Annotated in this window: 19 protein-coding genes; 4 read left to right on the top strand and 15 right to left on the bottom strand. The window is 69.2% G+C overall.

Annotated features, from left to right (window positions below; all coding sequences use genetic code 11):
- Window positions 1-281: 281 nt before the first annotated feature.
- The 6 genes from HYU53_01160 to HYU53_01135 form a co-directional block, all read right to left on the bottom strand.
- Complete coding sequence (locus HYU53_01160; protein ID MBI2219797.1) at window positions 282-752, bottom strand: hypothetical protein; 471 nt, start codon at window positions 750-752, stop codon at window positions 282-284.
- Window positions 753-819: 67 nt separating this feature from the next.
- Window positions 820-3519 carry an alanine--tRNA ligase gene (gene alaS, locus HYU53_01155; protein MBI2219796.1) on the bottom strand — a complete coding sequence of 900 codons (2700 nt, stop codon included), beginning with the start codon at window positions 3517-3519 and terminating at the stop codon, window positions 820-822.
- A gap of 87 nt (window positions 3520-3606) precedes the next feature.
- A complete protein-coding gene (locus HYU53_01150; protein ID MBI2219795.1) occupies window positions 3607-4065 on the bottom strand; it encodes a regulatory protein RecX in 459 nt (152 codons plus the stop codon).
- A gap of 8 nt (window positions 4066-4073) precedes the next feature.
- Complete coding sequence (locus HYU53_01145) at window positions 4074-5228, bottom strand: type IV pilus twitching motility protein PilT (protein ID MBI2219794.1); 1155 nt, start codon at window positions 5226-5228, stop codon at window positions 4074-4076.
- The gene (locus tag HYU53_01140) at window positions 5228-6208 is read right to left on the bottom strand and encodes a branched-chain amino acid transaminase (protein ID MBI2219793.1); all 981 of its coding nucleotides are present in this window, start codon (window positions 6206-6208) and stop codon (window positions 5228-5230) included. The genes HYU53_01145 and HYU53_01140 overlap by 1 nt, the downstream gene beginning before the upstream one ends.
- A gap of 45 nt (window positions 6209-6253) precedes the next feature.
- Window positions 6254-7240, bottom strand: coding sequence for a protein kinase (locus tag HYU53_01135; GenBank protein ID MBI2219792.1), 987 nt, complete (start codon window positions 7238-7240; stop codon window positions 6254-6256).
- A 48-nt stretch (window positions 7241-7288) separates the two neighbouring features.
- Here HYU53_01135 and HYU53_01130 point away from each other — a divergent pair, with 48 nt between their 5' ends.
- A complete protein-coding gene (locus HYU53_01130) occupies window positions 7289-8032 on the top strand; it encodes a 16S rRNA (uracil(1498)-N(3))-methyltransferase (GenBank protein ID MBI2219791.1) in 744 nt (247 codons plus the stop codon).
- 15 nt (window positions 8033-8047) lie between these two features.
- On the opposite strand, the gene HYU53_01125 is transcribed toward HYU53_01130, so the two are convergent.
- From HYU53_01125 to HYU53_01090, 8 genes are all read right to left on the bottom strand, one after another.
- Window positions 8048-8914, bottom strand: coding sequence for a 50S ribosomal protein L11 methyltransferase (locus HYU53_01125; GenBank protein MBI2219790.1), 867 nt, complete (start codon window positions 8912-8914; stop codon window positions 8048-8050).
- 15 nt (window positions 8915-8929) lie between these two features.
- Complete coding sequence (dnaJ, locus tag HYU53_01120) at window positions 8930-10075, bottom strand: molecular chaperone DnaJ (GenBank protein MBI2219789.1); 1146 nt, start codon at window positions 10073-10075, stop codon at window positions 8930-8932.
- Between the two features lie 7 nt (window positions 10076-10082).
- Window positions 10083-10595, bottom strand: a complete 513-nt coding sequence (gene grpE / locus HYU53_01115; protein ID MBI2219788.1) for a nucleotide exchange factor GrpE — start codon at window positions 10593-10595, stop codon at window positions 10083-10085.
- The gene (gene hrcA, locus HYU53_01110; GenBank protein MBI2219787.1) at window positions 10588-11640 is read right to left on the bottom strand and encodes a heat-inducible transcription repressor HrcA; all 1053 of its coding nucleotides are present in this window, start codon (window positions 11638-11640) and stop codon (window positions 10588-10590) included. The genes grpE and hrcA overlap by 8 nt, the downstream gene beginning before the upstream one ends.
- 32 nt (window positions 11641-11672) lie before the next feature.
- Entirely contained in the window at window positions 11673-12962 is a 1290-nt protein-coding gene (locus tag HYU53_01105; protein ID MBI2219786.1) for a 5'-deoxyadenosine deaminase, read from the bottom strand.
- A gap of 44 nt (window positions 12963-13006) precedes the next feature.
- Window positions 13007-13867, bottom strand: a complete 861-nt coding sequence (locus tag HYU53_01100; protein MBI2219785.1) for an XdhC family protein — start codon at window positions 13865-13867, stop codon at window positions 13007-13009.
- On the bottom strand, window positions 13864-14868 hold the full coding sequence (locus HYU53_01095; GenBank protein ID MBI2219784.1) for a peptidylprolyl isomerase: 1005 nt from the start codon (window positions 14866-14868) through the stop codon (window positions 13864-13866). The genes HYU53_01100 and HYU53_01095 overlap by 4 nt, the downstream gene beginning before the upstream one ends.
- Before the next feature lie 94 nt (window positions 14869-14962).
- Window positions 14963-17287 (bottom strand): PBP1A family penicillin-binding protein, encoded by a 2325-nt coding sequence (locus HYU53_01090; protein ID MBI2219783.1) that lies wholly within the window; start codon window positions 17285-17287, stop codon window positions 14963-14965.
- A gap of 71 nt (window positions 17288-17358) precedes the next feature.
- Between HYU53_01090 and HYU53_01085 the strand changes: the two genes are divergently transcribed.
- Window positions 17359-20205 (top strand): TonB-dependent receptor, encoded by a 2847-nt coding sequence (locus HYU53_01085; GenBank protein MBI2219782.1) that lies wholly within the window; start codon window positions 17359-17361, stop codon window positions 20203-20205.
- A 72-nt stretch (window positions 20206-20277) separates the two neighbouring features.
- Window positions 20278-21720, top strand: coding sequence for an argininosuccinate lyase (gene argH / locus HYU53_01080; GenBank protein ID MBI2219781.1), 1443 nt, complete (start codon window positions 20278-20280; stop codon window positions 21718-21720).
- A gap of 20 nt (window positions 21721-21740) precedes the next feature.
- Here the strand turns inward: argH and bshC are convergent, their stop codons facing one another.
- A complete protein-coding gene (gene bshC, locus HYU53_01075) occupies window positions 21741-23450 on the bottom strand; it encodes a bacillithiol biosynthesis cysteine-adding enzyme BshC (protein MBI2219780.1) in 1710 nt (569 codons plus the stop codon).
- A 166-nt stretch (window positions 23451-23616) separates the two neighbouring features.
- Here bshC and HYU53_01070 point away from each other — a divergent pair.
- The coding region (locus HYU53_01070; protein MBI2219779.1) for a protein kinase at window positions 23617-24891 on the top strand (1275 nt) is incomplete at its 3' end.

Genomic DNA, 24891 nt, shown 5'->3' with positions numbered 1-24891 from the left:
CGTCCTCGGTCTCGACTTCGATTGTGCCGCCTGCGGGGATCTGGGAAGGCGCGACGCGCGCTGTGCCACAAAGAAAGAGGAGAAACATCGTTTGAATCGCCGTGGCGAACGCTTTCGGTAACACCACTGCCTCCTCGTGCTTCACATGGCCAACGAGCTCCAGGCGAGTCTTCGAACATGCCCAGCCGACGTCACCCCGGCACGGACAAACTCACACGCTCGCCAATCGCAGCCTTCTGAGGATCCGGGACCTCTGGGGGGCGTTGACAGCCGAGCGGTGCCTAGATTTCAGATCGCGGTGTCCTCGCAAATACCTCCCGGCTCTTGAACTCAGTTGTGCCGGTATGGATGGTCCTTTCGATGGTCAGGCCTTCTCGGTTCGCGGTGAGCTCGAAGACCTCTTTTACTGCTGCCGTACCCCCGTCCCTCAACGTCCGCGAGCCTTCAACGACGAAGCAAGCACCCTCCCAGCGGGCTCGGGTCGTTTGAAGCAAACCGGCTGCGGCCTCGCTGGTGCTCGGCCTGCCGTCCAGGAAGATCGTCGACGTGAGCCGTTGATCGCCGACCCGCCTTTCGACAACTAGCTGCTCTGCCGTCTGCGTGATCACCAGAACCACATCCGCACTCGCTGTCGACGGCTCGCTGATACTCCTCTGAAGCTTCCATGTCCCAGACAGATCCACACCGGCCTGCGCGGCAAGCGTGGCCGCCAGGAAGAAGCACAGAACGGCGATTAGACCGTTTGTTCTCATGATCCCTCCTGTATCTCCTCCAGAGGGCCAGCCGTCCCTCATTCGTTACCGGTGCGTCGGCGATGCGCTAGGCGCCGAGCATCTCGGCGACCACCTCGCGGCTCTTCGAGAGCAGCTCGTCGATGCGCGAGGCATCCTTCCCGCCGGCCTCCGCGAAGTCCGGCCGGCCGCCGCCGCCGCCGCCGACGATCGGCGCCACCCGCTTGACGATGGTGCCTGCGTGGACGCGGCCGGCAAGGTCCTTGGTCACCGAGACGATGAGCGAGACGCGTCCGTCGTGCTCGGAGACGAGCACCACCACGCCGCTCTTGAGGCGGTCCCGCAGCGAATCGCTCAGCCCGCGCAGCGCGCTCTTCTCCAGGCCCGGAACGCTGCGGGCCACCATTTTCACGCCGCCGACCTCCACCGGGTCGTCCTGCGCGCCGCCCGCCGCCACCCCGCCCCCCATGGCGACTTTCAGCCTGAGCTGCTCGTTCTCGCGCGACAGGCGCTTCACGTCCGCCTGCAGGCGGCGGACGGCATCCGGCGCCTGGCCGGCGGTCGTGGAAAGCGCCGAGAGCATCTGCTCGAGCGCGGCGCGCTGCTGCTGCACGTGTGCCAGCGCGCCGGCGCCCGTGACCGCCTCGATCCGGCGCACGCCCGAAGCCACGCCCTCTTCCGACGTGATGGAAAAGAACCCGATGTCCCCCGTGGCCCGGCAATGCGTACCGCCGCACAGCTCCATGCTGAAGCCGGGGACCGTGACCACGCGGACCTTGTCGCCGTACTTTTCGCCGAAGAGCGCCATCGCGCCGGCCGCGACGGCCTCTTCCGTCGAGCGCACCTCGGTCTGCACGGGCGTGTTGCGATAGATCTGCGCGTTGACGATCCGCTCGATCTCGTCGAGCTGCGCGCGCGGGATCGCCGCGAAGTGCACGAAGTCGAAGCGCAGCCGGTCTGGCGCGACGAGCGATCCGGCCTGTTTCACGTGGCCTCCCAGCACCTGCCGGAGCGCGGCGTGGAGCAGGTGGGTGGCGGTATGGTTGCGCCGGGTGGCGTCGCGCACCTGGTCGACGACCTCGGCGGTCACGAGGTCCCGCTCCTCGAACCCGCCGCCGGTCACACGCACGTGATGCGCGCGAGGGCCGTTCGGGATGAGGCGGGCCATGCCCTCGACGGACGCCTGTGCCGTGCCCGCCTCTGAAAAGATTCGGCCGGAGTCCGACACCTGTCCGCCTGCTTCCATGTAGAACGGCGTCTTCTGCAGCACGATCCACCCGTGCTCCCCTTCCCGGAGGGCGGTCGCCTGCCGGCGCTCGTGGTCGAAGATCGCGAGCACGGGCACGCCGGTGACCCGCGTCGCGGTGTAGCCCTCGAACGCGTCGCCGGCGGCGGCGAGGGCGTGACGCGCCGCATCGCTCGCGAAGGTGAACGCCGCCGTCTTCTTCGCCTCGAAGGTGCTGCCGGCGCGCGCCTTCTCGCGCTGTCCTTCCATCGCGCGCTCGTATCCTTCGCGATCGATCGCGATGCCGCGCTGGCCGGCGAGGTCCTCGATGAAGTCGAGCGGCATGCCGAGCGAGTCGTACAGGCGGAAGATGTCCTCGCCGGGCAGCACGCGCCGCCCCGCCGCCGCTCGGTCGAGCGCCTCCTCGAGCCGAGGAAGGCCGGCGGCGAGCACGGCGTCGAAGCGGTCCTCTTCGCTGTGGATGACCTGCACGATTGCGTCGCGGCTGCTGCGCAGCTCCGGGTACTGATCCCCCATCTCGCGCACGAGCGTGTCCACGAGCGTGAAGAGGAACGGGTCGCGGCGCCCCAGCTTGTGCCCGTGGCGCATCGCGCGGCGCATGATCTTGCGCAGCACGTAGCCGCGCCACTCGTTCGACGGGACCACGCCGTCGGCGATGAGGAAGGTCATCGCGCGGATATGATCGGCAACCACGCGCATCGAGACGTCCGCCGGGTCGTCGGCCGTCGCGCGATACCGGTGTCCCGTGCGCTCGCCGATGTCCGCGAGGATCGGCGTGAACAGGTCCGTGTCGTAGTTCGACAGCCTCCCCTGGATGACGGCGGCGATGCGCTCGAGGCCCATGCCGGTATCGATCGACGGCGCGGGCAGCGGGTTGAGCGTGCCGTCCGCCTGCCGGTCGAACTCCATGAACACGTTGTTCCAGACCTCGACGAACCGATCGCAGTCGCAGTTGACGCCGGCGCACGTGGCGTGGGGGCAGGGGATGTGCGCGCCCCGGAAGTAGTGAATCTCCGAGCAGCGCCCGCACGGCCCGGTCTCGCCCATCTGCCAGAAATTCTCCGAGGCGCCGAGCTCCTCGATCCGGTCCGCCGGCACGAACGTCTTCCAGATGTCGAACGCCTCGACATCGCGGGGGACCTTCGCCTCGCCCCGGAAGATCGTCGGGTAGAGCCGGTCGGGCGGCAGCTTCCAGACCTCGGTCAGCAGCTCCCATGCGAATGGGATCGCCTGCTCCTTGAAGTAGTCGCCGAACGAGAAGTTGCCGAGCATCTCGAAGAACGTGTGATGCCGCAGCGACGGGCCGACGTTATCCAGGTCGTTGTGCTTGCCGCTCACCCGCATGCACTTCTGGGAGGTCGTCGCGCGCGAGTAGCCGCGCCGCTCCTTGCCGAGGAACACGTCCTTGAACTGGTTCATGCCGGCGTTGGTGAACAGCAGGGACGGATCGTCGGCCGGCACGAGCGACGAGGAGGCCACGGGGCGATGCCCGTGGCGCTCGAAATACTTCAGGAAGCCGGTGCGGATGTCGCGGGAGAGCATCTGAGTATTGTACAGGCACGAGGCACGAGGCACGAGGCACGAGGCTGCGGGAAAGTCTTCTCGTGCCTTGTGCCTGATGACTCGTGCCTAGTCCACGTCCGCCTTTATGTGCTTCTTCAGCAGGCCGACGACCTTGTCGGTGGGATACCCAAGCCGCACCAGGTACGCGTACAGCCGGCGGAACTGCGCCTGGTCGCGGATGCGGCCGGAGCGCACGCGTTTTCGCAGCGCGCGCTCGAGGAGCTCGGGCTCGGACAGCTCGGCAAAGACCTCGTCGAGCGCGGCGCGCGCGGTGTCCGGGTCCACGCCGCGCGCCTGCAGCTCGCGCTCGATGCGCAGGCGGCCGCGCGCCTTGACGAGCGCGTGGGTGCGGGCGATGGCCACTGCCGCACGGCGATCGTCCAGCGTGCGGTCGGCGAGCAGGCGGCCAATGACGGTGTCGACGTCCGGCTCGGAGCAGCCGCGGTCGAGCAGTCGCGTTCGAAGTTCCGCGGTGGTGAGCTCGCGGCGGGACAGGAGACGAAGGGCTGTCGTGTACGCGTCCAACGGGCGGACTATCCCCCGAAGCGGATGATGTCCGGGGCGCCTCCGGCGCGCCTGGCGGCGTGCTCCATCTCCTGGCGTGCCATCTCGGTGGTGCTCGAAATGCCCTGGACGCGCAGCTTGAACTCGTCGACGTTGGACGCCCACCGCATCGCTTCCTCGAGGGTCACGAGGCCGTGTTCGTAGAGCGTGAAGATCGACTGGTCGAACGTCTGCATCCCGTACTGGGACGTGCCCGACGCGATCGCGCCGGGGATCAGGTTCGTCTTGTCCTTGTCGATGATGCAGTCGCGGATGAACGGCGTGCCGACGAGCACTTCGACGGCCGGCACGCGTCCCCGTCCGTCGGCGCGGGGGATGAGCCGCTGCGAGATCGCGGCCCGGAGGACGCTGGCGAGCTGGAGCCGGACCTGCCGCTGCTGGTGCGGCGGGAACACGGCGATGATCCGGTTGATCGTCTCGGTCGCGTCCAGCGTGTGCAGCGTCGAGAACACCAGGTGGCCGGTCTCGGCCGCCGCCAGCGCCGTCTCGATCGTCTCGAAGTCCCGCATCTCGCCGACGAGGATCACGTCCGGGTCCTGCCGCAGCGCCGATCGCAGCGCGTGCGCGAACGACGGCGTGTCGACGAGCACCTCGCGCTGGTTGATCATCGACAGGTTGTCGCGGTGGAGGTACTCGATCGGGTCCTCGACCGTCATGATGTGGCAGGCGGTCGTCGCGTTGATGTGCTCGATCATCGCGGCGAGCGTCGTGCTCTTGCCGCTGCCCGGCGTGCCGGTCACGAGCACGAGCCCGCGTTCCTCGTCGGCGATGCGCTTGAGGACCTGCGGCAGGTTCAGGTCGTCGATCGCCGGCACGCGCGTGGGGATCACGCGCATGACGATGCCGATGCTGCCGCGCTGCTGGAAGATGTTGACGCGGAACCGGCCGAGCCCGGCCTGGCTGTGCGCGAGGTCCACCTCGCGCGTCCTGTCGAACTTCTCCCGCTGATCCGGCGAGAGCATCGACGCCGCCATGGCGGCCGTGTCGGCGGTCTCGATCCGCGCCGCCGTGGTGATGGGCACGAGCGTCCCGCCGACGCGCATCATCGGGTAGCTGCCGACCTTCATGTGAAGGTCCGAGGCGCCCGCGGTCACCGCGGCGACGAGCAGGTCGGAGAGGACCATCAGCGTCCCTTCGTTGCGGCGCGCCCGCCCACGGGCTCGCGGCCGCCAGCCCGATCCGGGTCGACGAAGGTGAGCCAGCCGTGCGTGTCCGGCACATCGCCATTGACGATGTCGAAGAACGTGCGCTGGATGGCCTCCGTCACAGGCCCGCGGCGCCCGCTGCCCACCGCGATCTTGTCCACCGAGCGGATGGGCGTGATCTCCACCGCCGTGCCCGCGAAGAACGCCTCGTCGGCGATGTAGACCATCTCCCGGGGCAGCATCTCCTCGCGCACCTTGAACCCGAGCTCCTTGGCGATGGTGATCACCGAATCGCGCGTGATGCCCGGGAGGATCGAGGCGGTCACCGGCGGCGTGTAGACGACGTTGTCGCGCACCAGGAAGAGGTTCTCGCCGGATCCCTCGCTCAGGTAGCCGAACGTGTCGAGCGCGATCGCCTCGACGTAGCCCTCGCTGAGCGCCTCCATCCGGATCAGGCCGGAGTTCGCGTAGTTGGCGGCCGACTTCGCGAGCGAAGGGAACGTATTGGGCGCAGTCCGCGACCAGGAGCTGACGCGCACGTCCACGCCTTTCTCGAGCGCTTCGTTCCCGAGGTAGGTCCCCCATTCCCAGAGGATGATCGCGGCGTCCACCGGGCAGGGCAGCGGGTTGACGCCGAGCGAATTGTAGCCGCGGTAGACGATCGGCCGGATGTAGCACGCCCTCATCTGGTTCGCGCGGATGGTCTCGAGCACCGCGTCCTGGAATTTCGACAGCTCCAGCGGGTACTCCATGCGGTAGATCTTGGCCGAGTTGTAGAGGCGCTTGAGATGGGCATCCAGCCGGAAGCACGCGGAGCCCTTGGGCGTGTCGTAACACCGTGCGCCTTCGAACACGCCGCTGCCGTAGTGGATGACGTGCGACGCGACATGGATGGTCGCGTCGGCCCAGTCGACCAGCTCGCCATTCATCCAGATCTTGCCGGTGCCGGAAAACGCCATCAGGGCTCCTTCGCGCGCTCCAGGCGCAGACGTTTCGAGTTTACCTTACTGGGACTCCCCGCAAAAGGGACACCGATCGGTGCGCGCGTGCAGCGGTTTCCGGCAGTTCCAGCAAAACCGGCCCTGCGCCGCCTCGCGCGCCCGGACGCGCGCGTGGATGCTCTGCGCGTCCTCGCTGAATCCGCGCGGTGCCGCGTCGCCGCGCGCGCCGGCGCCCGCCGCCCGCCGCGCCGCGCCGGGCCGCGTCGCGAGCAGATCCTCCAGCACCTCGCCGGCGCGCTGGTAGCGCGCGGTCACGTCGGGCGCGAGCGTGCGCAGCACGATGTCGCTCACCGATTTCGGGATCGAGGGATTCTTCAGCCGCGGCGACGACACCAGCTCGCCCGACATCAGCCGCGCGATGTCCGCAGGCGCGGGCGTGTCGTACGGCAGCACGCCGGTCAACATCTGATAGAGCGTCACCCCGAAGGAGTAGATGTCGGAGGCGAACACCGCCTTGCCCTGGAACTGTTCGGGGGCCATGTAGGGCGGGCTGCCGATCACCGTCGTGCCGTGCGCGGCAATTTCAAGAAAGCGGGAGGTGCCGAAGTCCGCCACCTTGACGATGCCCGCGTCGGACACGAGCACGTTGGCGGGGCGCAGGTCGCGGTGGATCACGCCCTGGCGGTGCGCATGATCCAGCGCGTTGCAGACCTGGCACGCGTAGTCGAGCGCGAGCGGCAGCTCCATCGCGCCGGCGCGCCCGAGGATGGTCTCGAGCGTCTCGCCCGGCACGTACTCCATCACGATGAAGAAGACGTTGTCCTGCTTTTCCGCCGTCGTGATGGACACGATGTTCGGGTGATTCAGGCTCGCGAGCAGCCGCGGCTCCTTCAGCAGCTCGCCGAAATCCAGGTTCTGGCGATGCGGGACCTTGACCGCGACCTTCTTGTCAATCCAGGTGTCTTCGGCGAGGTAAACGGTGCCGAACCCGCCGCTGCCTATCGGGGAAACGATGCGGTACTTGCCGAGGGTCTGACCGCGAAAGAGCATTCGTATGAAGTACTGTGCAGTATACCCGAGTCGTCCTACCATGAACGCGTGCTGCCACGCTTTTTTGCGCCGGGCGCCGCGGGCGCCGAACCTGTGCTCGCGCTGCCCGACGGCGAAGCCCGCCACGCGACCCGCGTGATGCGTCTCGGGGCCGGGGACGAGATCGCCGTGTTCGACGGCCGCGGGGGCGAGTGGCGCGCACGGATCGCTCGCGCCACGAAATCGGAGGTCCGCGTCGAGCGAATCGGGCGGCTGACGCCCGCGCGCGAGCCGCGCGTGGCGGTGACGCTCCTCCAGGCGGTGCTCAAAGGGGACCACATGGACGCGGTGGTGCGCGACGCGTCCATGCTCGGCGCCTCCGCCATCGTCCCCGTGATCACGGCGCATACGATCCCGCACGCCAGCGCGGCGTCCGCCGCGCGCGCGCGCGACCGCTGGCAGCGCGTGGCGCTCGCCTCGGTGAAGCAATGCCGCCGGGCGTGGCTGCCACCGGTGGCTGCGCCGGTGTCACTCCACGAGGCGATCGGCGCGGTGGCGCCGCGCGAGAACCAATTGATCGCGGTGCTGGCCGAACCGGCGGCCGGGATGCGCGGGCTCTCGCCTGCAGACGCGGTGGGCGTCGAGAGCGCGGTCCTGGTCGTGGGACCTGAAGGGGGATGGTCGGCGACGGAGCTGTCGGAGCTGGCGGCGCGCGGGGCCGCCGCCATGACGCTTGGCGCGCTGACGCTGCGCGCCGATGCGGCGGCGCTCGTGGCGATCAGCATGCTTCGCGCCGCGTGGAAGGATTTCTAGGAGCCTCGAGGGACGTTACGGAATCGTGCAGACGAGCGACGACCATCCATCCTGGTCGCGGCGATCGATGGACGCCGCGAACCTCGCGAACGCCGCGCGCACGCCGCCGGCTTCCTCGGTCAGTAATCCGCTGAGAATCAGGGTGCCGCCGCGCGCGACGGCCGCAAGATCGGAGGCGGTGCGCCGCAGCATCGCGCCGGTGAGATTCGCCAGCACGACGTCGGCCGCCGGAAGCCGTTCGGTTTGCAGATCGACCGCGCGGAGATCCACGTCCACGCCGTTGCGGGACACGTTATCGCGGGCGGCGGCAAGCGCATCAGGGTCGTTGTCGACCGCGACGACGTGCGCGGCGCCGCGTTTCGCGGCAGCGATCGCCAGCACGCCGGAGCCGGTGCCCACGTCGAGCACACGCCTCCCGCGTAGATCGATCTCCTGCAGCGCCAGCAGGCACAACCTCGTCGTCGCATGGTGCGCGGTGCCGAACCCCATCGACGGCTCGATCACAATGAGGGTCTTCCTGGCCTCTGGTACCCGGCCTCTGGCCTCCTGCCTTCGCGCCACGCGCTTCGGCGCGGCTTCGCCTGGCACGTCCCATGGAGGCGCCACGACAATATCGCCGACCACAACCGCGCGCAGGGTCTCCTGCGTCCTTCGCGCCCAGTCCTCCGTGTCGATCTCGATCGGCCGCGCGTCTCCGAACGTCGCGAGCGCGGTCATCGCGCGGTCGCGCTCGTCTGCGGTCCGAAAGAAGACGCGCCACTCGTCGTCGCCGACTTCGTGAATGGCGGCGGTGTCGAACTCGAGCAGGGCGGCCGACGCGAGGTCGCGATTGGCCGAAGTTCGCTCCGGTGAGAAGCGCACGATCAACGCCGGCGTTTTCACTGAACCCTGAACCCTTTACCCGAAGATGTCCTTCACCTTCTCGAAGAACGGCTTCTCGTCACCCTCGCGGGCGACCGTGGGGTCGATCTTCTGGGGTTCCAGCGTGTTCGCCAGCTGCTCGACGAGCTTCTTCTGTTCCTTGGTGAGCTTGTTCGGGACGACGGCGCGCACGAGGACGTACAAGTCGCCTTTGCCGCGACCGGAGACGTTCGGCATGCCTTTGCCGCGCAGCTTGAAGCGCGCGCCGGTCTGCGTGCCCGCCGGAATCGTGAGCAGGTGCGGCTGGTCGAGCGTCGGCACTTCGATCTCTCCACCGAGCGCGAGGGTGGGGAAGTTGACGGGCGCTTCGCAGTACAGGTCGTCCTCTTCGCGATGGAAGAACGGGTGATCCTGCACGTGGACGACCACGTAGAGATCGCCCGGGGGCCCGCCCGCGGTGCCGTGTTCTCCCTCACCGTACAGCCGGAGGCGCTGGCCGGTCGCGATCCCGGCCGGGATCTTCACCGTGATGCGGCGGTCGTTCGACACCCGGCCGGCGCCGCGGCAGGTCGTGCACGGCCTGGCAATCACGCGGCCGGTGCCGTGGCAGACGTGGCACGGGCGCGCGATGGTCAGGAAGCCCTGCTGAAACCGGAGCTGCCCGCGTCCTTTGCACTGCGAGCACACCTCGGGGGCGCTGCCGGGCGCGGCGCCGGAGCCGTGGCAGGTCTCGCAGGTTTCCTCGCGGGGAATCTGGATCGTCGTTTCGCTGCCGCGCGCGGATTCCTCGAACGAGATCTCGAGGTCGTAGCGCAGGTCCGATCCGCGCTGCGCGCCGCCGCGGCGGCGGGCGCCGCCGAACATCTCGCCGAAGCCGAAGATGTCGCCGAGATTGCCGAAGATGTCGTTGAAGTCCGCGAAGATGGTGGGGTCGAACCCGCCGGCCCCCGCGCCCGCGCCCACGCCCGCGTGCCCGTAGCGGTCGTACGCGGCGCGCTTCTGCGCGTCGGCCAGGACGGCATACGCCTCGGCCGCTTCCTTGAAGCGCTCCTCAGCCCGCTTGTCCCCCGCGTTGCGATCGGGATGGTACTTGAGCGCGAGCTTCCGGTACGCGCTCTTGATCTCCTGGTCCGTGGCCGTGCGCGGGACGGCCAGGACCTCGTAGTAATCACGCTTGGACATGTCGGATCTATTCGCCGGCGGCGACCTTCACCATGGACGGGCGGAGCAGCCGGCTGCCGAGCATGTATCCGCGGCGGTACTCCTCGATGATCTCCCCCTCGCGGCGTCCGGGAGCGGGCTCGTGCGCGACCGCCTGGTGGCGATGGGGATCGAAATCCGTTCCCAGCGCCTCGATCGGCGCGACGCCGCGCTGCCGCAGCAGTTCGAGGACCTGGCGGTGGATCAGTTCCACCCCCCGCCGGTAGCTTTCAGCGCCGGCGGCGTCGGCGGGAGCCGAGAGCGCGCGCTCCAGGTCGTCGACGACCGGCAGCAGGTCGCGCAGCAGGTCCGCGGCGGCGCTCTCTCCCTGTTCGAGGCGCTCGCGTTCGACGCGCTTCCGGTAATTGTCGAAGTCAGCGCGCGTGCGCAGCAGCAGGTCGTAGAACTCGTCGCGCTCCTTCTGCAGCTGCGCGGCGGCCGCCTCGGGTTGCGCCGTCGCGGCGGCGCCCGGTTCGGTCTGGGGTGCGAGATCTTCAGGCATCTTCGTTCTTCACGCTAATCGCGCGCGCGACCGCGTCCACGAGGCTGATGGCGCGCGCGTAGCGCATGCGCGTGGGCCCGATGACGCCGACCGCTCCGGTGCGGCCTCCCTGGTCGTAGGTCGAGGCCACCACGCTGAACGGTTCCAGTTCGGGCGTGCCATGCTCGGTGCCGATGACGATGGTGAGTCCGGGCACGTCGAGATATCCGCTCAGCAACCGGATGAGGCGGTGCTTCTCCTCGATCATGCGAAACAGCGTCCGCAGCGTCCCGAGCGCGCGCGCCTCTTCCTCGCGCGCCTTCGACGCTTCCGCCGCGAGTTCGTCGACCAGCATCGACGCGCCCTGCACGACCAGCGAGCTTTCCGGCACGATCGCCTGGAGGCCGGACTGCGCGAGCTGCAGCGCGCGCGCCATCAGCGCGTCGTACAGGCTCCGCTCCTCCCGGATCCGCGCCAGGATCGCGTCGCGCACCTCTGCCAGCATCAGGCCGGTGAATTCCGCGTTGAGATAGTTGGCGGACTGCTGCAGCTCGACCGCCGTGTACGTCTCGTGCAGGTCAACCACCTTGTGCGTGATCCGTCCGCCTCCGGTGACGACGACGACCAGCACGCGTGACGCCTCGAGCGGCACGAACTCGATGTGCTTCAGGGTGGCGGTTTCCGGAGCGGGGCCGAGCACGAAGCCGATGTGATGCGACACGCGGGACAGCTCGTTCGAGACTTCCGACATCGCCTCGTCCAGCGTGCCGGCACGCTTGATCCGCTCCTCCACGTCCGGCACGGTCTTCGCCGGCCTGCGCGTGCTGAGCAACTGATCGACGTGCACGCGGTAGCCGCGGTCGGTCGGGACGCGCCCGGCCGAGGTGTGCGGCTGGCGCACGTACCCGGCCTCCTCGAGTCGCGAGAGGATGTTCCGCACGGTGGCCGACGAGACGCCGGAGCGGCCGCGGGTGGCGAGCCACAGCGAGGAAACCGCCTCGCCCGTGTCGATATAACACCGGACGAGCGTTTCGAGCACGCGGCGGTCGCGGTCGTGAAGCTCCATTAGCACTCTGAGTTGTCGACTGCTAAGAGGAATTATACAACAGCCGCGCGCGCCAGCAGTTGCGCCGCCTGGGCCCGCGCCTCCGCGCTGACCTCCGCCGCATCCTCCCTGACGAGGTGCCCCTCGCGGACCAGCTCGTGCCCCTCCACGAAGGTGGCCCAGACGTCGGTGCCGCGGGCGGAATAGACGAGGGTGGAATAGGGATCGATGCCGGGAAGCAGGTGCGGCTGATCGCGGTCGACGAGGATGAGGTCCGCGCGCTTGCCGGTTTCCACCGAGCCGATCTCCTGCTCGAGGCCGAGGGCGTGCGCCCCCTCGCGGGTGGCCATCCAGAGCACGTCGCGGGCGGGAAGCGCCCCGGGTGCGCGGCGCATCGCCTGGAGGGTGGCGGCGAGCCGCATCTCGTCGAACATGTCGAGCCGGTTGTTGCAGGCCGCGCCGTCCGCGCCGAGCGACACGCTGATCCCGCGCGCCCGCATCTCCGGGACCGGCGCGATGCCGGATCCGAGCTTGAGATTCGAGCCCGGGCAGTGCAGCACGCTCACGCGGCGCTCCTGGAGGATCTGCTGCGCGCGGTCGTCCACCCAGATGCAGTGCGCGGCGCAGAGCCGCTCGGTGGCCAGTCCCGTGGCCGCCAGGTACTCGATGTTGTCCATGCCCGAGAGCCCGCGCACGACCGTGACCTCGTCGCGCGACTCGGACGCGTGGGTGTGGACGATCGCGCCGGTCTCCTTCGACAGCTCGCCGACCGACTCGAGCAGATCGCGCGTGCACGACACGGCGAAGCGGGGCGCGAAGGCGGCGCGCAGGCGCCCGTGGGCGGCGCCGTGCCACCGGCGGCGCAGCGCTTCGCTCTCGCGAATCGATTCGCGGGTGCGCTCGCGCAGCCGGGCTGGCACGTCGGCGTCCGCATCCATCATGCACTTGCCGACCGTGGCGCGCAGGCCGGTCTTCTCGAGCGCGTCAAACACCACGTCGGTATCGTGGACCGTCTCCATCGTGAGCACCGAGGTCGTGCCGGTGCGCAACAGCTCCGCCGCGGCGAGCCGCGTGGCGGCGCGCAGGCTGGCCTCGTTGTGCGCCGCTTCCATCGGCCAGACGCGGCGCCGCAGCCAGTCGAGGAGCGGCATGTCGTCGGCGTAGCCCCGGAACAGCGTCTGGCACAGGTGGACGTGCGTCTGGACGAATCCGGGAAGCAGGTAGCGGCCGCCGGCGTCGAGCGTGGCGTCCGCCTGCTCGCGCGCCGCGCCGGGCCCGACCGCCGCGATGCGCCCGTCGCGGATGAGCACGCTTCCCTCGAGCACGTCGAGGCGATCGTTCATCGTGACGATGAGCGCGTTGGCGATCAGGAGCGAAAGGGGGACAGTCACACTTTCCCGGCGACCGGGGGGGACGTGTGACTGTCCCCCTTTTGCCTGGGCGGGTAGCGCAGGGGCTTGCTCGCCGCCTCGCGGTCCCGGCCGTGGCGCACGGCCACCATCTCCGCGATGATGCTGACGGCGATCTCGGCGGGCGTGACGGCCCCCAGATCCAGCCCGATGGGCGCGTGGACGCGCCGGAGGACGTCTGCCGGGATCCCTTCCTGCACGAGCGCGTCGTAGACGCGCGTCACCTTCGCGCGGCTCCCGATCATGCCGAGGTACTGCAGCGGCCGGTTCGCCAGCGCCCGCAACGCGGACAGATCGTGCTGATGCCCGCGCGTGACGATCGTGACGAACGCATCGGCGGGAAGTTCCGCCGTCGCGAGCCAGGCCGGGATGTCGTCGACGGCGATCTCGGCGCCGGGGAAGCGCTCCGCGTTGGCGAACTTCTCCCGATCGTCGACGACGTGGATACGGAAACCGATCTCCTGCGCCAGGCGGCCGAGGTGCCAGCCGACGTGGCCGGCGCCGATGATGTACAGGCGCGGGGCGGCGGTGAGCGGCTCGATGTAGACCTCCATCTGGCCGCCGCACACCAGCCCGTTCTCCTGGGCGAAGTCGTCGTTCAGCTCGTAACGGAGGAGCGACGGCGTGCCGCTGGCAATCGCGTCGCGCGCCTTCCAGAAGGCGTCGTGCTCGTAGCAGCCGCCGCCGATCGTCCCGACGGTACGGCCGTCGGCGTAGACGAGCATCTTCGCGCCGACGCGCTGCGGCGTCGAGCCCTGCGCGCGGACGATGGTCACGAGCGCCACGGTTTCACCGCGCGCCAGCGCCTCGTTTGCCGCCGCGAAGACCTCTTCGTTCACATCAATATCTCGATTTTCGCCTTCGCCTTGAGCTGCTCCACCAGCGCGTTGGTCTTTTCCTGCTGGCGCTGCTGCTTCAGGAAGCCGGCGATCTGTTCCTTCACTTCCGCGAAGGGGACCGTGCGCTCGGCGCGCCGCTCGGTCACCTTGATGATGTGATACCCGAACTGCGATTCGACGATCTCGCTGGTCTCGCCCGGCTTCATCGCGAAGGCGGTCTTCTCGAACTCGGGCACCATCTGGCCGCGGCCGAAGAAGTTCAGGTCGCCCCCCGCCTGGGCGGAGCCGTCCTCGGAGTGCTTGCGGGCGAGCTCGGCGAAGTCGCCGCTCCCCTTGACCTGCCTCAGCACCGGCTCGAGCGCGGCGCGCGCCTTCTGCTTCGCCGGGGCGTCGGCGCCGGGCGCCACGCGCTTGAAGATGTGGCTCGCGCGGACCTGCTCCGGCTGTTTGAACTGGTCCGGGTTCCTGTCGTAGAACTCCTTCGCGTCCGTTTCGCCGACCAGCGTGGCCGTGGATGCCTCGGCCTGCATCAGCTTGCCGACCGTCAGGTCCGCCCGCGTGTTCTGCTCGAACAGCTTCGCGTCGATGCCGCGCTCCGTGAGCGCTGCCGCGAACGCCTGCTCATTCGGGAACTGCTGCCGCACCTCGGCCATGCGCGCCTGGACCTCCTGGTCGGTCGCGCCCATGCTGCGCCGCGTCGCTTCCTGGGACAGTACGTGGTAGGTCACCAGGTTGTCGAGCACGCCGCGCAGAATCTCGTCGCGCCGTTCGGCGGGCACCGGCCCTCCGGCGCGGGCCTCGAGCATCTTCACGGCACGCTCGAATTCGGCGCGGCCGATCGCCTCGCCGTTGACGCGCGCGACCACGCCGGGAATCTGCTGCGGCACCGGCTTGGGCGGCGGCGGCGGGGCAGGTGTGGCCGCGGGCTGCACCGCGCCCTGGGTGGCCGATGCCGGCGTGGCGGCTTTTTTCGCGTCGGCCCCCTTGCAGCCGGCGAACACAACAAGACTCAGGACAGCAGTAGAGAAGACCAGGCTTTTCAATGTGGAACTCACGGGAAAAAGGGGTCAGGCCCCGCTTTTACGGTCGTACCTGTCAATTATAGAACGTGTGCAGGACGCAGGTCTCCGTGGGTTCCTCGCCGGCGAGAAACGCTTCGCGGAAAATCCGCGGGCAGCCGGGCGCGGCCAGCCTGCCCGTGTCGCGATCGATGTCCACGTAGACAATGCCGTCGGGCGCGTCGAAGACGCCGCTGCGGCGTCCTCCCACGGCGCGCTTCATGAACGCGGTCCAGATGGGGAGCGCCGCCTGCGTCCCGCTCAGCCCGACCGGCTGGTTATCGTCGAGCCCGACCCAGACGACCGTGAGCAGTTCCGGCGTGAACCCGACAAACCACGCGTCGCGGAGGTCGTTGGTCGTGCCGGACTTGCCCGCGGCGTCGGCCGCGAAGCCTGCCGCGCGCGCGCCGGCGCCCGTGCCCTCGTTGAGCACGCTGCGCATCATGTTGAGCACCAGGAACGTGGTGTCCTCGCGCGCCGCGCGCTTCATGCCGGGAATCGGCGGCGCCAGCGAGCGCCCTTCCTGGTCGAGCCGCGCGATCGCATGGAGGGGGCGCACCGCCCCGCCGTTCGGGAAGAGCGTGAAGGCGGTGGCGATCTCGACCGGGCTCGCCTCGAACACCCCGAGCGCGATGGACGGATACGGGCGCGCGGGGGATCCCTGGCCGATGCGCCGCCAGAGCGCCGCCACCCGGTCGAAGCCGGCCGCCTCGGCCACCTTCACGGCCGCGATGTTGCGCGACAGCGCCAGCGCGCGGCGGAACGTGATCGCGCCGTCGTACTCGCCGTCGTAGTTCCTCGGCTGATACACCTGCTCGTCGTGGGTGAACTCGGTCGGCTCGTCGGCCACGACCGAGGCGGGCGTCAGGTCGGTGCGTCCTTCTTCGGCCGCACGCTCGAAGGCTGCGAGGTACACGAACGGCTTGAAGACCGATCCCGGCTGCCGGCGCGCGCTGACGGCGCGGTTGTACTGCGACTGGTTGTACGAGCGGCCGCCCACCATCGCGAGGATCTCGCCGCTGCGGGGATCGACGGCGACGAGCGCGGCCTGGGCCGGGCCGCGCTTGCGGCGCGCGAGGAGTTGATCCACCTGCGCGAGCCCGGCGCGCACGGCGTCCTGCGCGATGCGCTGCAGGCTCAGGTCGAGCGTGGTGTACACGTCGAGCCGTTTCGCCGACGCGGTCAGATCGGCGTAGCGTTCCTGCAGCTCCTGCCCGATGAAGTCGATGAAGTACGGCGCCTCGGTGTCGAGCGCGCGCGGCGCGATGACGACCGGCTCCCGCACGGCGCGGGCGGCGGCCTCCTTGGTGATGAAGTTCGCCTCGGCCATCGCGCCGAGCACCACGTTCCGGCGCTCGCGCGCCCGCTCCATGCTCTTGAACGGCGAGTGCCGCGCCGTCTGGATCACGCCCGCGATGGTCGCCGCCTCCGTCAGCGTGACGTTGCTGACGTCCTTCCCGTAAAAAAGACGCGCCGCCTCGCCCACGCCGTGAATGGCGAACGAACCGCGCTGCCCGAGGTACACGTCGTTCAGGTACATCTCGAGGATCTGGTTCTTGCTCAGGCGCGTTTCCATGATCAGCGCCATGTACTGGTCCTTCAGCTTGCGGATGGGCGATTTCTCCGGCGTGAGGAACATGTTCTTCACGAGCTGCTGCGTGATCGTGCTGCCGCCGGCCAGGTAGGGCTTGTCGCCGAAGATGTTCGTGAACATCGCGCCGGCAACGCCGATCAGATCCACGCCGGGATGGTCGTAGAAGCGGTGGTCCTCGATGGCGAGGACCGCCTGGACCATGTGCGTCGGGATCCGGGAGAGCGGCACGTGACGCCGCTTCTCACGCGACGCGCCCAGCGCGGTGATGAGCGGAGACTCGAGGGTCAGGCGCTGCACGCGCTCGGAGGGGGGCACCGTGACGATCTCACGGATGCCCCCCGCGTCCGTCCCCGAGAACACGATGCGCAGCGTGCGCCCTTCGTGCGGGCCGGAGCGCGGAATCAGCGCGATGGCCTCGCGGCCGATCGCGAACTCGCCGGCCGCCGCCACGCGCGGGCGGTTCGCGTAACCCAGGTCGTTCAGCCGGTCCACCATCTGGCGCAGCGGGATCGCGTCGCCGACCGTGGCCTGGAAGGGGCGCGCGTAGACACGCGGCACCGTCGCCTCGCGTTCCCCCTGCAGCCGCCCGTCAATCATGCGCGAGAAGGACAGGTAGTAATAGACGAGCGCGAGCCCGACGAGGAGCAGCGGAACGAGCGCGCCGGCCAGCAAGTACAGCCGCGGCCGGCCGGCGGCCAGCCGAAACCGAAACCTTCCGGGAACGCGCGAGCGCCCGGAAGCGTCAGAAGAACGCGTGGTCGCTGACATGTACGCGGATGTCCCACATTGTATACTTCGCTCACACGAGGGGAGACACAATGGTCCGCAGAGGTCTCGGAATGTTTGCCGTGCTGCTCGCAATGGCGGCGCCGGCGCTCGCCCAGTCGCAGGCGATCAACGGCACGATCGAAGGCACCATCGTCGACGCGTCCGGCGGCGTGCTGCCGGGCGTGACCGTCACGATTACCAATACGGACACGGGCGCGTCGCGTTCGGTCGTCACCAACGAGAGCGGCGTGTACCGCGCTCCGCTGCTGCCGCTCGGCACGTACAAGGTCGCGGCTGAGCTGTCCGGTTTCAAGAGATTCGAGCAGACGGGGATCTCGCTCGCCGCCGGCCAGACGGCCGTGGTCAACCTGTCGCTGAGCGTGGGCGAGATGACCGAGGTCGTGTCGGTCGTCGCGGACACGCCCGTGGTGGACCTCGGCAAGATCGACCAGGGGCGCACGCTCAACGAGCGTGAAATCAAGGAGCTCCCGCTCACCTCGCGCAACCCCTACAATTTCGCGCTCCTGCAGCCGGGCGTCACGGGGTTCGAGACCCAGGAGTTCGGCGTGCCGCGCCTGACCGCGAACGGCGCGCTCCTCCGGGTGAACTACCAGATCGACGGCAACGACAACACGGAGAAGGACCGCGCCGGGCTGCGCCAGATGCCGATGTCCGAAGTGATGATCCGCGAGGTCAAGGTGGTCACCACCGGCTACGCGCCCGAGTTCGGCCAGACGATGGGGCTCGTGTACAACGCGATCACGCCGTCGGGCACCAACGCGTTCAAGGGGCAGGCCAGCTACCGGATGCAGCGCAAGGACTTCGCCGCGCTGCCCTTCTTTGCGACGACCAGGGTCAAGCCGCCGACCGACGTCAACGTGTTCACCGCCGGCAGCGGCGGCCCGCTGGCGAAGGACCGGACGTTCTACTTCGGCGGCTTCGAGCGCGCGAAACGGGACTTCTCCGGCGGCCGCGTGATTACGATCCGCCCCGAGAACGCCGCGCGGCTCGGCCTCAACGAGCCGGGCTTCATGCCGGCCGCGGGAGACACCAAATTCGCCATCGGCAAGGCCGACCACCAGCTCTCGCAGGCCAACCGCCTGACGGTTCGCTACATCTTTTTCGACAACTTCATCACCAACAACATCGGCGGCGGCCTGAACTCGGTGCAGCGCGGCACGAACTTCAAGGACCGGCAGCACTCGACGGCGGCGCAACTCGTGTCGACGATCGGCCAGGCCGTGCTGAACGAAGCGCGCGTGCAGTACGCCACGCGCGACCAGTCGCGCGTGCCTGGTGATCAGGCGGGCAGCGGGCCGGCGATCGCGATCTCCGGCGTGGCCAACTTCGGCGGCCCGGTTGCCGGCGGCGCCGACGCCGGCTTCGGCTTCACCGAGCGCATCTTCCAGGTGCTCGACAACGTGACGGTGCTGCGCGGGGACCACTCGTACAAGTTCGGGTTCAGCGCGCAGTTCGTGCACGACACGCGGACGCAGACGCAGTTCCAGCTGTACACGTTCCCGACCATCGACGCGTACCTCGCCGCGGCCGCCGGCGCGAACCCGAGGAGCTACACGACCTTCACGCAGTTCTTCGGCGAGCCTAGTTTCGAGTACGACACGCGGATGTACGCGTTCTTCGTCCAGGACGACTGGCGCCTGACTCCCGCATTCAAGCTGCTGTACGGCCTGCGGTACGACGTCTACGCCACGCCGGACGGCGTGGCGAACGCGCCGATCGACAGCTCGCGGAACTTCGAGGCGGACAAGAACAACTGGCAGCCGCGCGCCGGGTTCGTGTGGACGCTCGACTCCGACCAGCGCACAGTACTCCGCGGCAACACCGGGCTGATGTACGACCAGCCGCTCAACGCGATCTACGAGCAGGCGCTGATCAACAACGGCACCGCGGCGCGCGGCGGCGTGACGCTCCAGGCCGCGTCGGTGGGATCGCCGGCGTTTCCGAACGTGCTGACCAGCGGCACCGTCCAGGCCTCCACGACGGCGTGGACGGTCGATGACGACTTCCGGATTGCCCGGATGTGGCAATCCAACCTGCAGTTGGAGCGCGCGCTGGGCCAGTACTACTCGGCCGCCATCGGCTTCTCCTACAGCAAGGGATACGACCTGCCCGTCGTGTCGAACATCAACGTGACGAACCCGATCGGTTCGTTGCCGGACGGCCGGCCGATTTACAGCACGGCGGTCGGCGCCGGGACGCGCGTCGATCCGCGCTACAACGCGCTCTTCGCCACGCAGGCGATCGGGGAGTCGACGTACCGGAACATGACCCTGCAGTTCGGGCGGCGGTTCCACCGCGGCATCCAGTGGGACCTGTCGTACACGCTCGGCAAGAGCGAGGACACGGCGCCGATTCCGGGCACGCTCTCCGTGCAGGGAGACGTCGGCCGGTCGGACCCGTCGAATCTCGAGCGCGACAAGGGCCCGAACATCCTCGACCAGCGCCACTCCTTCGTCGGCAGCATCGTCGCGCGGCCGGAGTTCCAGGTGGATGGCGTGGCGGGAGCGATCCTGAACAACAACCAGTTCGGCATCGCCCTGTTGTTCGCGAACGGGATCCCCGTGAACCTGCGCAGCAATCGCGAGCTGAACAACGACGCGATCGGCAGCGACCGCCCGAACGGCGTGGCGCGCAACTCGCTGAGCCTGCCGGCGCGCAAGAACGTGGACTTCCGCTACACGCGCGGCGTCCCCCTCCGGGGAACGGCGCGCGCCGAGGTCATTGCCGAGGTGAAGAACATCTTCAACACGGTGCAGTGGTCGGGGGTCAGCTCGGTCGTTCCGACCGACACGCTCGGCAGTCCGCTCTCGCCGCTGCCGGCAAGCGGTGACGAGCTGCGGCCGAGCGGCGGCTACGAGCAGCGGCAGTTCCAGCTCGGGTTTAAGATACTGTTCTGAAGGGGACAGTCACACTTTCCGTGAATCGCGGGGAAAGTGTGACTGTCCCCCCTTTTGTCACACTTTTTCTTTATGTTCGCCCCGGAATACGTCAAATACGTCCTCAACGAGAACTTCGAGGACGCCAAAACCCTGCTCCTCGAGCCGATGGTGGCGGTCGATTACGCCCACCTGGTCATGCTCGCCGAGCAGGGGCTCATCGCCCCCGAGCTGGCGCACCGCGTCCGCGCCGCGCTCGATCGTCTCTCCCTCGACGATCTCCGCCGGGTCGAGTACGACGGCTCATGCGAGGATCTCTTCTTCTACATCCAGCGTCAGCTGGCGGCGGATGCAGGAGAGGACGCCGCCGGACGGCTTCATGTCGCGCGCAGCCGCAACGACATCGACATGACGATGTACCGGATGCGGCAGCGCGAATGCATCCTGGCGCTGGCGCGCGCGGCGCAGCAGGCGCGCGGCGCGCTTCTCGACATCGCGCGGGCCCATCGCCACACGATTTTCGCGGCGCACACGCACACGCAACCCGCCCAGCCGACCACGGTCGCGCACTACCTGCTCGGCGTCATCGAACAGCTGGAGCGTGACGGCGAGCGCCTGGCGGCGGCGTTCGTGTCCACCAATCGCTGCCCGCTCGGCGCGTGCGCGATCACCGGTACCGGCTTCCCGATCGATCGCGAGACAACGTCGCGGCTGCTGGGCTTCGACGCGCCGACGGGGAACACGTACGGCAGCATCGCGACGGTTGATTACCTGCTGGAGGGCCTGTCGGCGGCCGCCACGCTGCTGGTGGGGCTCGGCCGGTTCGTGCAGGACATGTTGCTGTGGTGCACGGCGGAGTTCGGATACCTGCGGCTGCCGGACGGTTTCGTGCAGTGCAGCAGCATCATGCCGCAGAAGCGCAACCCGGTGGCGTTCGAGCACGCGCGGGCGCTCGGCAGCAAGGCGCTCGGTCAGGCCCTGGCGGTGTTCAGCGCGGTCCACAACACGCCGTTCGGCGACATCGTGGACACCGAGGACGATCTGCAGCCGCTGGTGTTCGCGGCGTTCAAGGACGCGACGCGCGCGGTCACGCTCATCGCCGCGGCGATGAAGGGGGCCGAGTTCGACGTGGAGCGGATGGGCCGCCGTGCGACCGAGGGGTCGATCACGGTCACGGAGCTGGCCGACACGCTCGCGCGCGAGCACGGGCTGCCGTTCCGCAGCGCCCACGCGATCGCCACCGCCTTCGTCCGGCTGCGCGCGACGGTTGCGCCGGTCGAGGCGCTCCGCCGGGCGTCGGCCGACGTCCTCGGCGCGCCGCTCGAGTACGCCGAGTCGCGGCTCGCCGAGATCCTCAGCGTGGAGCATTTCGTGGCGGTTCGCACGACGCCCGGGGGACCCGCGCCGGCGAAGACGACCGAGGCCCTTCACGCTTCAGCCGGGCGGCTGGAGCGCGACCGCGCGTGGCTGGACGAGCGGGTGGAAAGGCTCAGACGGGCCGAGGAAGAGCTGAAGGAGCGGGCGGAGGCATTGTAGGAAATTCGAACCCGTCGAACCTACAGCGTCAGTATGTAGTGCTTCCCCGTCTCCAGCGGCAGCTCCGCCTCCAGGCGCGCGATCAGCGCCCAGCCGTATCGATTCAGGAAAAACGGGATGCCGAGCGTTCGTTCCTGCGGGTGGCCGCCGGGGAAGGCGAGTGCCTGCGCGCGCGAGAATTGCCGGCGCAGCGTTTCATCGCGCTTCTTCGCCGCGTGAATGATCTTGTTGTGCAGCGTCCGCAGGTCGTGCTCCATCCGCCCAAGGGTCGTCCGCGCCGCGCCGCCGAGCGTCGGGTCGATCTGGGCGACCGCGTCGATGACCGTGGCCATCCGTTCGCGCACGGCGGCGTCTGCGGCGGCGAGCGACTGTTCGACGGAGGCCGGCAGCTGCGATTCGAGGAGGTGGTTCAACGCCGCCTCGTCCTGCGGCCGGAGTTTCACGAGCGGGAAATCGTACCGCGCGAGAAAGCGCGTCGAGGCGGAGTCGAGCAAGGTGACGCTGGCGCGCGGGTACATGAGCGGCATCGGCACGGCGAAGTGACGGTAGACGTCCTTCAGCTGTCCCAGGTACGCCAGCTCGCTTGGACCGGAGACGTACGCAACGGTGGGGAAAAGCGTGTCCTGCGCCAGCGGCCGGAGCAGCACGTTCGGGCTGAAGCGCTCGGGGTGTTGCCGCGCCTCCTCGACGAGCGCCCCGCGCGCCACGCCCGGCCGTCCCGCGTCGTCGTCGCCGATGAGAAAGACATCGCCGCGCGCGCGGATCGGCGTCCGGCCGCCGTCGAGGCGAAACAGCGCGATGGCGTCGGGTTGCGGAACCACCTGCGGGTCGTGGCCCCTGGCGCGCATCGCCTCGCCGGCGGCGAGGGCGAGCGACGCGGTGCGTCCGGCCTGCTCCAGCTCTTGTGCGAACAACGGGGCGACGAGCGGCTTGGCGGCCGGATCGGCCGACTCGTACACGATCAGCCCGCGCGCGCCGAGCAGCCGGTCCATCCAGCGGGCGAACGCGTCGGCCATGCGAACGCCGGGGCGATAACAATCGCGGAGCGCCGCGATCACGTCGGTGGTGAATTCCGTGGGCTGGAGCGCGGACTCGAGGTCGGCAATCGCGCGATCGACGTCGCCATCGAGCGTGATCCGCGCGACGGGGAGCTCGCCGGCTCCCTCGGGCGCTCCAAGCACCGCGGTGCGGAGCGCGAGGTCGCCGTCGAGCACGGGACAGGAGCGGACTTCTTCCCAGTCGTGGTCCTCGGAATCCACCCAGAAGACGGCCACCGCGGGCACGCCGTAGGCGGTGCGCGCGCGCTCGGCGAGCTGCAGCGCGGTGATCGCTTTCAGCAGCGTGTAGAGCGGTCCGCCGAACAGCCCCGCCTGCTGGCCGGTGACGATGGCGACCGCGCGTGGGTCGCGCAGCGTCGCGATGGCGTCGAGGGCCGCGGGGGGCGCTCCGCGGCTGGCGGCCTGCGCTTCGAGCACGCGGGCGATCTCCTCGCGGTCGCGCTGGTGCGCCTGCACGCGGCTGATCGCGTCCCGCCATCCGTCCGCCGTCCACGGATTGCCGGCGTAGAAATCGGCGACGCCGGCAAAGCCGTCGGCGTATTCCGCGGCGAGCGCGCGGATCCACGGCATCCGCCGCACGTCGACGTCCACTCGTCCGGTCGTGGTGATGTCGCTCGGAGGCTGCACCGGGCCGTACTGTTGCAGACGGTTCGGAAGGCTGTCAACTGCCACGACTGTTAGACGCCGTTCCGCGGACGCACGGTTCCGTGTTAGCATCCGAGAACCGCCCGGAGGAGTTCCGCCGCTGACTCAGAGCGATCCGTCTGCCTTCTCGCCGCCAGGCTCGTTCGGACCATTTCGCGTTCTGCATCAGATTGGCACAGGCGTTCTCGGCCCGGTGTTCCGGACGTATGAGCCGGCGCGGGACCGGCTCGTCGCGGTCAAGGCATTCCGGCTCGATCTGACGCCGGAGCAGGCGCGGGCGCTCGCCGACGAGCTGCAGCGCGTCGCCGATGCTTCCCTGGACCATCCTTCCATTGTCATGACGCTCGGCGCGGGGATCGAGGGCACGGTCGCCTACGCGGCCTCGGAGTACGTGGCCGCCGAGTCGCTCGATGTCGCCCTGCGCCACTATGCCCCGGCCAGTCTCGAGACCGTCCTGCCGTTCATGACACAGATAGCTGGTGCGATTGATTTCGCGCGCACGGCGGGCATCGGCCACGGCGCGCTCCATCCCCGCGACGTGTTCGTCACACCAGACGAGGCGCGGGCGACCGGATTTGGCGTCGTCCAGGCGCTCGAGAAGATCGGGGCGCGCGCGCCGGTGCGCCGCCCGTACACGGCGCCCGAACGCGTCGAGGCGGGAGGGTGGGACGTCCGCGCCGACGTGTACTCGCTCGGCGCGATTGCCTTCGAGCTGATCACGGCCAGACGCCCTGTGGGTGCGGACATCGGCGGTCTGGGCGCCACCGGTGGACCTCACGCTGCCGCGGTCGCCGCGGTGCTGTCGCGCGCGCTGGCGGACGATCCCGCCGCACGCTTTCCGACCGCGCTGGCGTTTGTCGCCGCGTTCGAGGCAGCCTCGCGCGGCGAGGGCCCGACAGGCGTGGTGGCGGCGGTGCCCGCGGCCGTCGAAACGGGCGTCGCGCCCGTCGCGCCCGAAGAGCCTGAGCTTCATGACGAACCGGACATCGGAGAGGAGCGGGACACCGGCGTTGAGGAGATTCAGCTGCGCGAGGCGGAGATCGAGCGCGAAGCCGAGCGCCCGTCATCAGCCGCGCCCTCGCTCTTCGACCTGGATCTCGACGGCGGCACGGAGGACGTGATCCCGGGAGTCCAGCACACGGGATTCCCGCACGAAGCCGAGCGGCGCCTCGATGCATCGGTCGAACCCGTCGAACCTATCGAACCTATCGAACCTATCGAACCCGCCGCCCCACCCCCCCGGCCCCGTCCGCGTCCCGTCCTTCTTCCCGTGGCGCTCACGCTCCTCCTCGGGTTGTTCGTCGGGTTTCTTGCGGGTTACCTGGTCGGCTCCGGTGATCGGGCGCCGGTCGCGGCGCCGGAGCGCGGGGCGGCGGCGACAGCTACGGGACCGAAAGCCGAGGTCGCATCGCAGCCGCGCGCGAACCCGCCCGCGCGAGCGGCCGCCGGGCAGACGGCGGCGGCGCCG

The sequence above is a fragment of the Acidobacteriota bacterium genome (genome assembly GCA_016184105.1).
GTDB lineage: Bacteria > Acidobacteriota > Vicinamibacteria > Vicinamibacterales > 2-12-FULL-66-21 > JACPDI01.
The sequence above is the reverse complement of the archived record's forward strand: the minus strand, read 5'-3'. Positions and strand labels throughout refer to the sequence as shown.

Coding starts and splice junctions, on each gene's coding strand:
- grpE (MBI2219788.1), bottom strand. CDS start 10,595: ATGCCTGAAGATCTCGCACCCCAGACCGAACCGGGCGCCGCCGCGACG.
- HYU53_01105 (MBI2219786.1), bottom strand. CDS start 12,962: ATGAACGATCGCCTCGACGTGCTCGAGGGAAGCGTGCTCATCCGCGAC.
- argH (MBI2219781.1), top strand. CDS start 20,278: ATGTTCGCCCCGGAATACGTCAAATACGTCCTCAACGAGAACTTCGAG.
- HYU53_01145 (MBI2219794.1), bottom strand. CDS start 5,228: ATGGTCCTCTCCGACCTGCTCGTCGCCGCGGTGACCGCGGGCGCCTCG.
- HYU53_01135 (MBI2219792.1), bottom strand. CDS start 7,240: ATGCTCTTTCGCGGTCAGACCCTCGGCAAGTACCGCATCGTTTCCCCG.
- alaS (MBI2219796.1), bottom strand. CDS start 3,519: ATGCTCTCCCGCGACATCCGCACCGGCTTCCTGAAGTATTTCGAGCGC.
- HYU53_01160 (MBI2219797.1), bottom strand. CDS start 752: ATGAGAACAAACGGTCTAATCGCCGTTCTGTGCTTCTTCCTGGCGGCC.
- dnaJ (MBI2219789.1), bottom strand. CDS start 10,075: ATGTCCAAGCGTGATTACTACGAGGTCCTGGCCGTCCCGCGCACGGCC.
- HYU53_01085 (MBI2219782.1), top strand. CDS start 17,359: ATGTTTGCCGTGCTGCTCGCAATGGCGGCGCCGGCGCTCGCCCAGTCG.
- HYU53_01140 (MBI2219793.1), bottom strand. CDS start 6,208: ATGGCGTTTTCCGGCACCGGCAAGATCTGGATGAATGGCGAGCTGGTC.
- hrcA (MBI2219787.1), bottom strand. CDS start 11,640: ATGGAGCTTCACGACCGCGACCGCCGCGTGCTCGAAACGCTCGTCCGG.
- HYU53_01090 (MBI2219783.1), bottom strand. CDS start 17,287: ATGTCAGCGACCACGCGTTCTTCTGACGCTTCCGGGCGCTCGCGCGTT.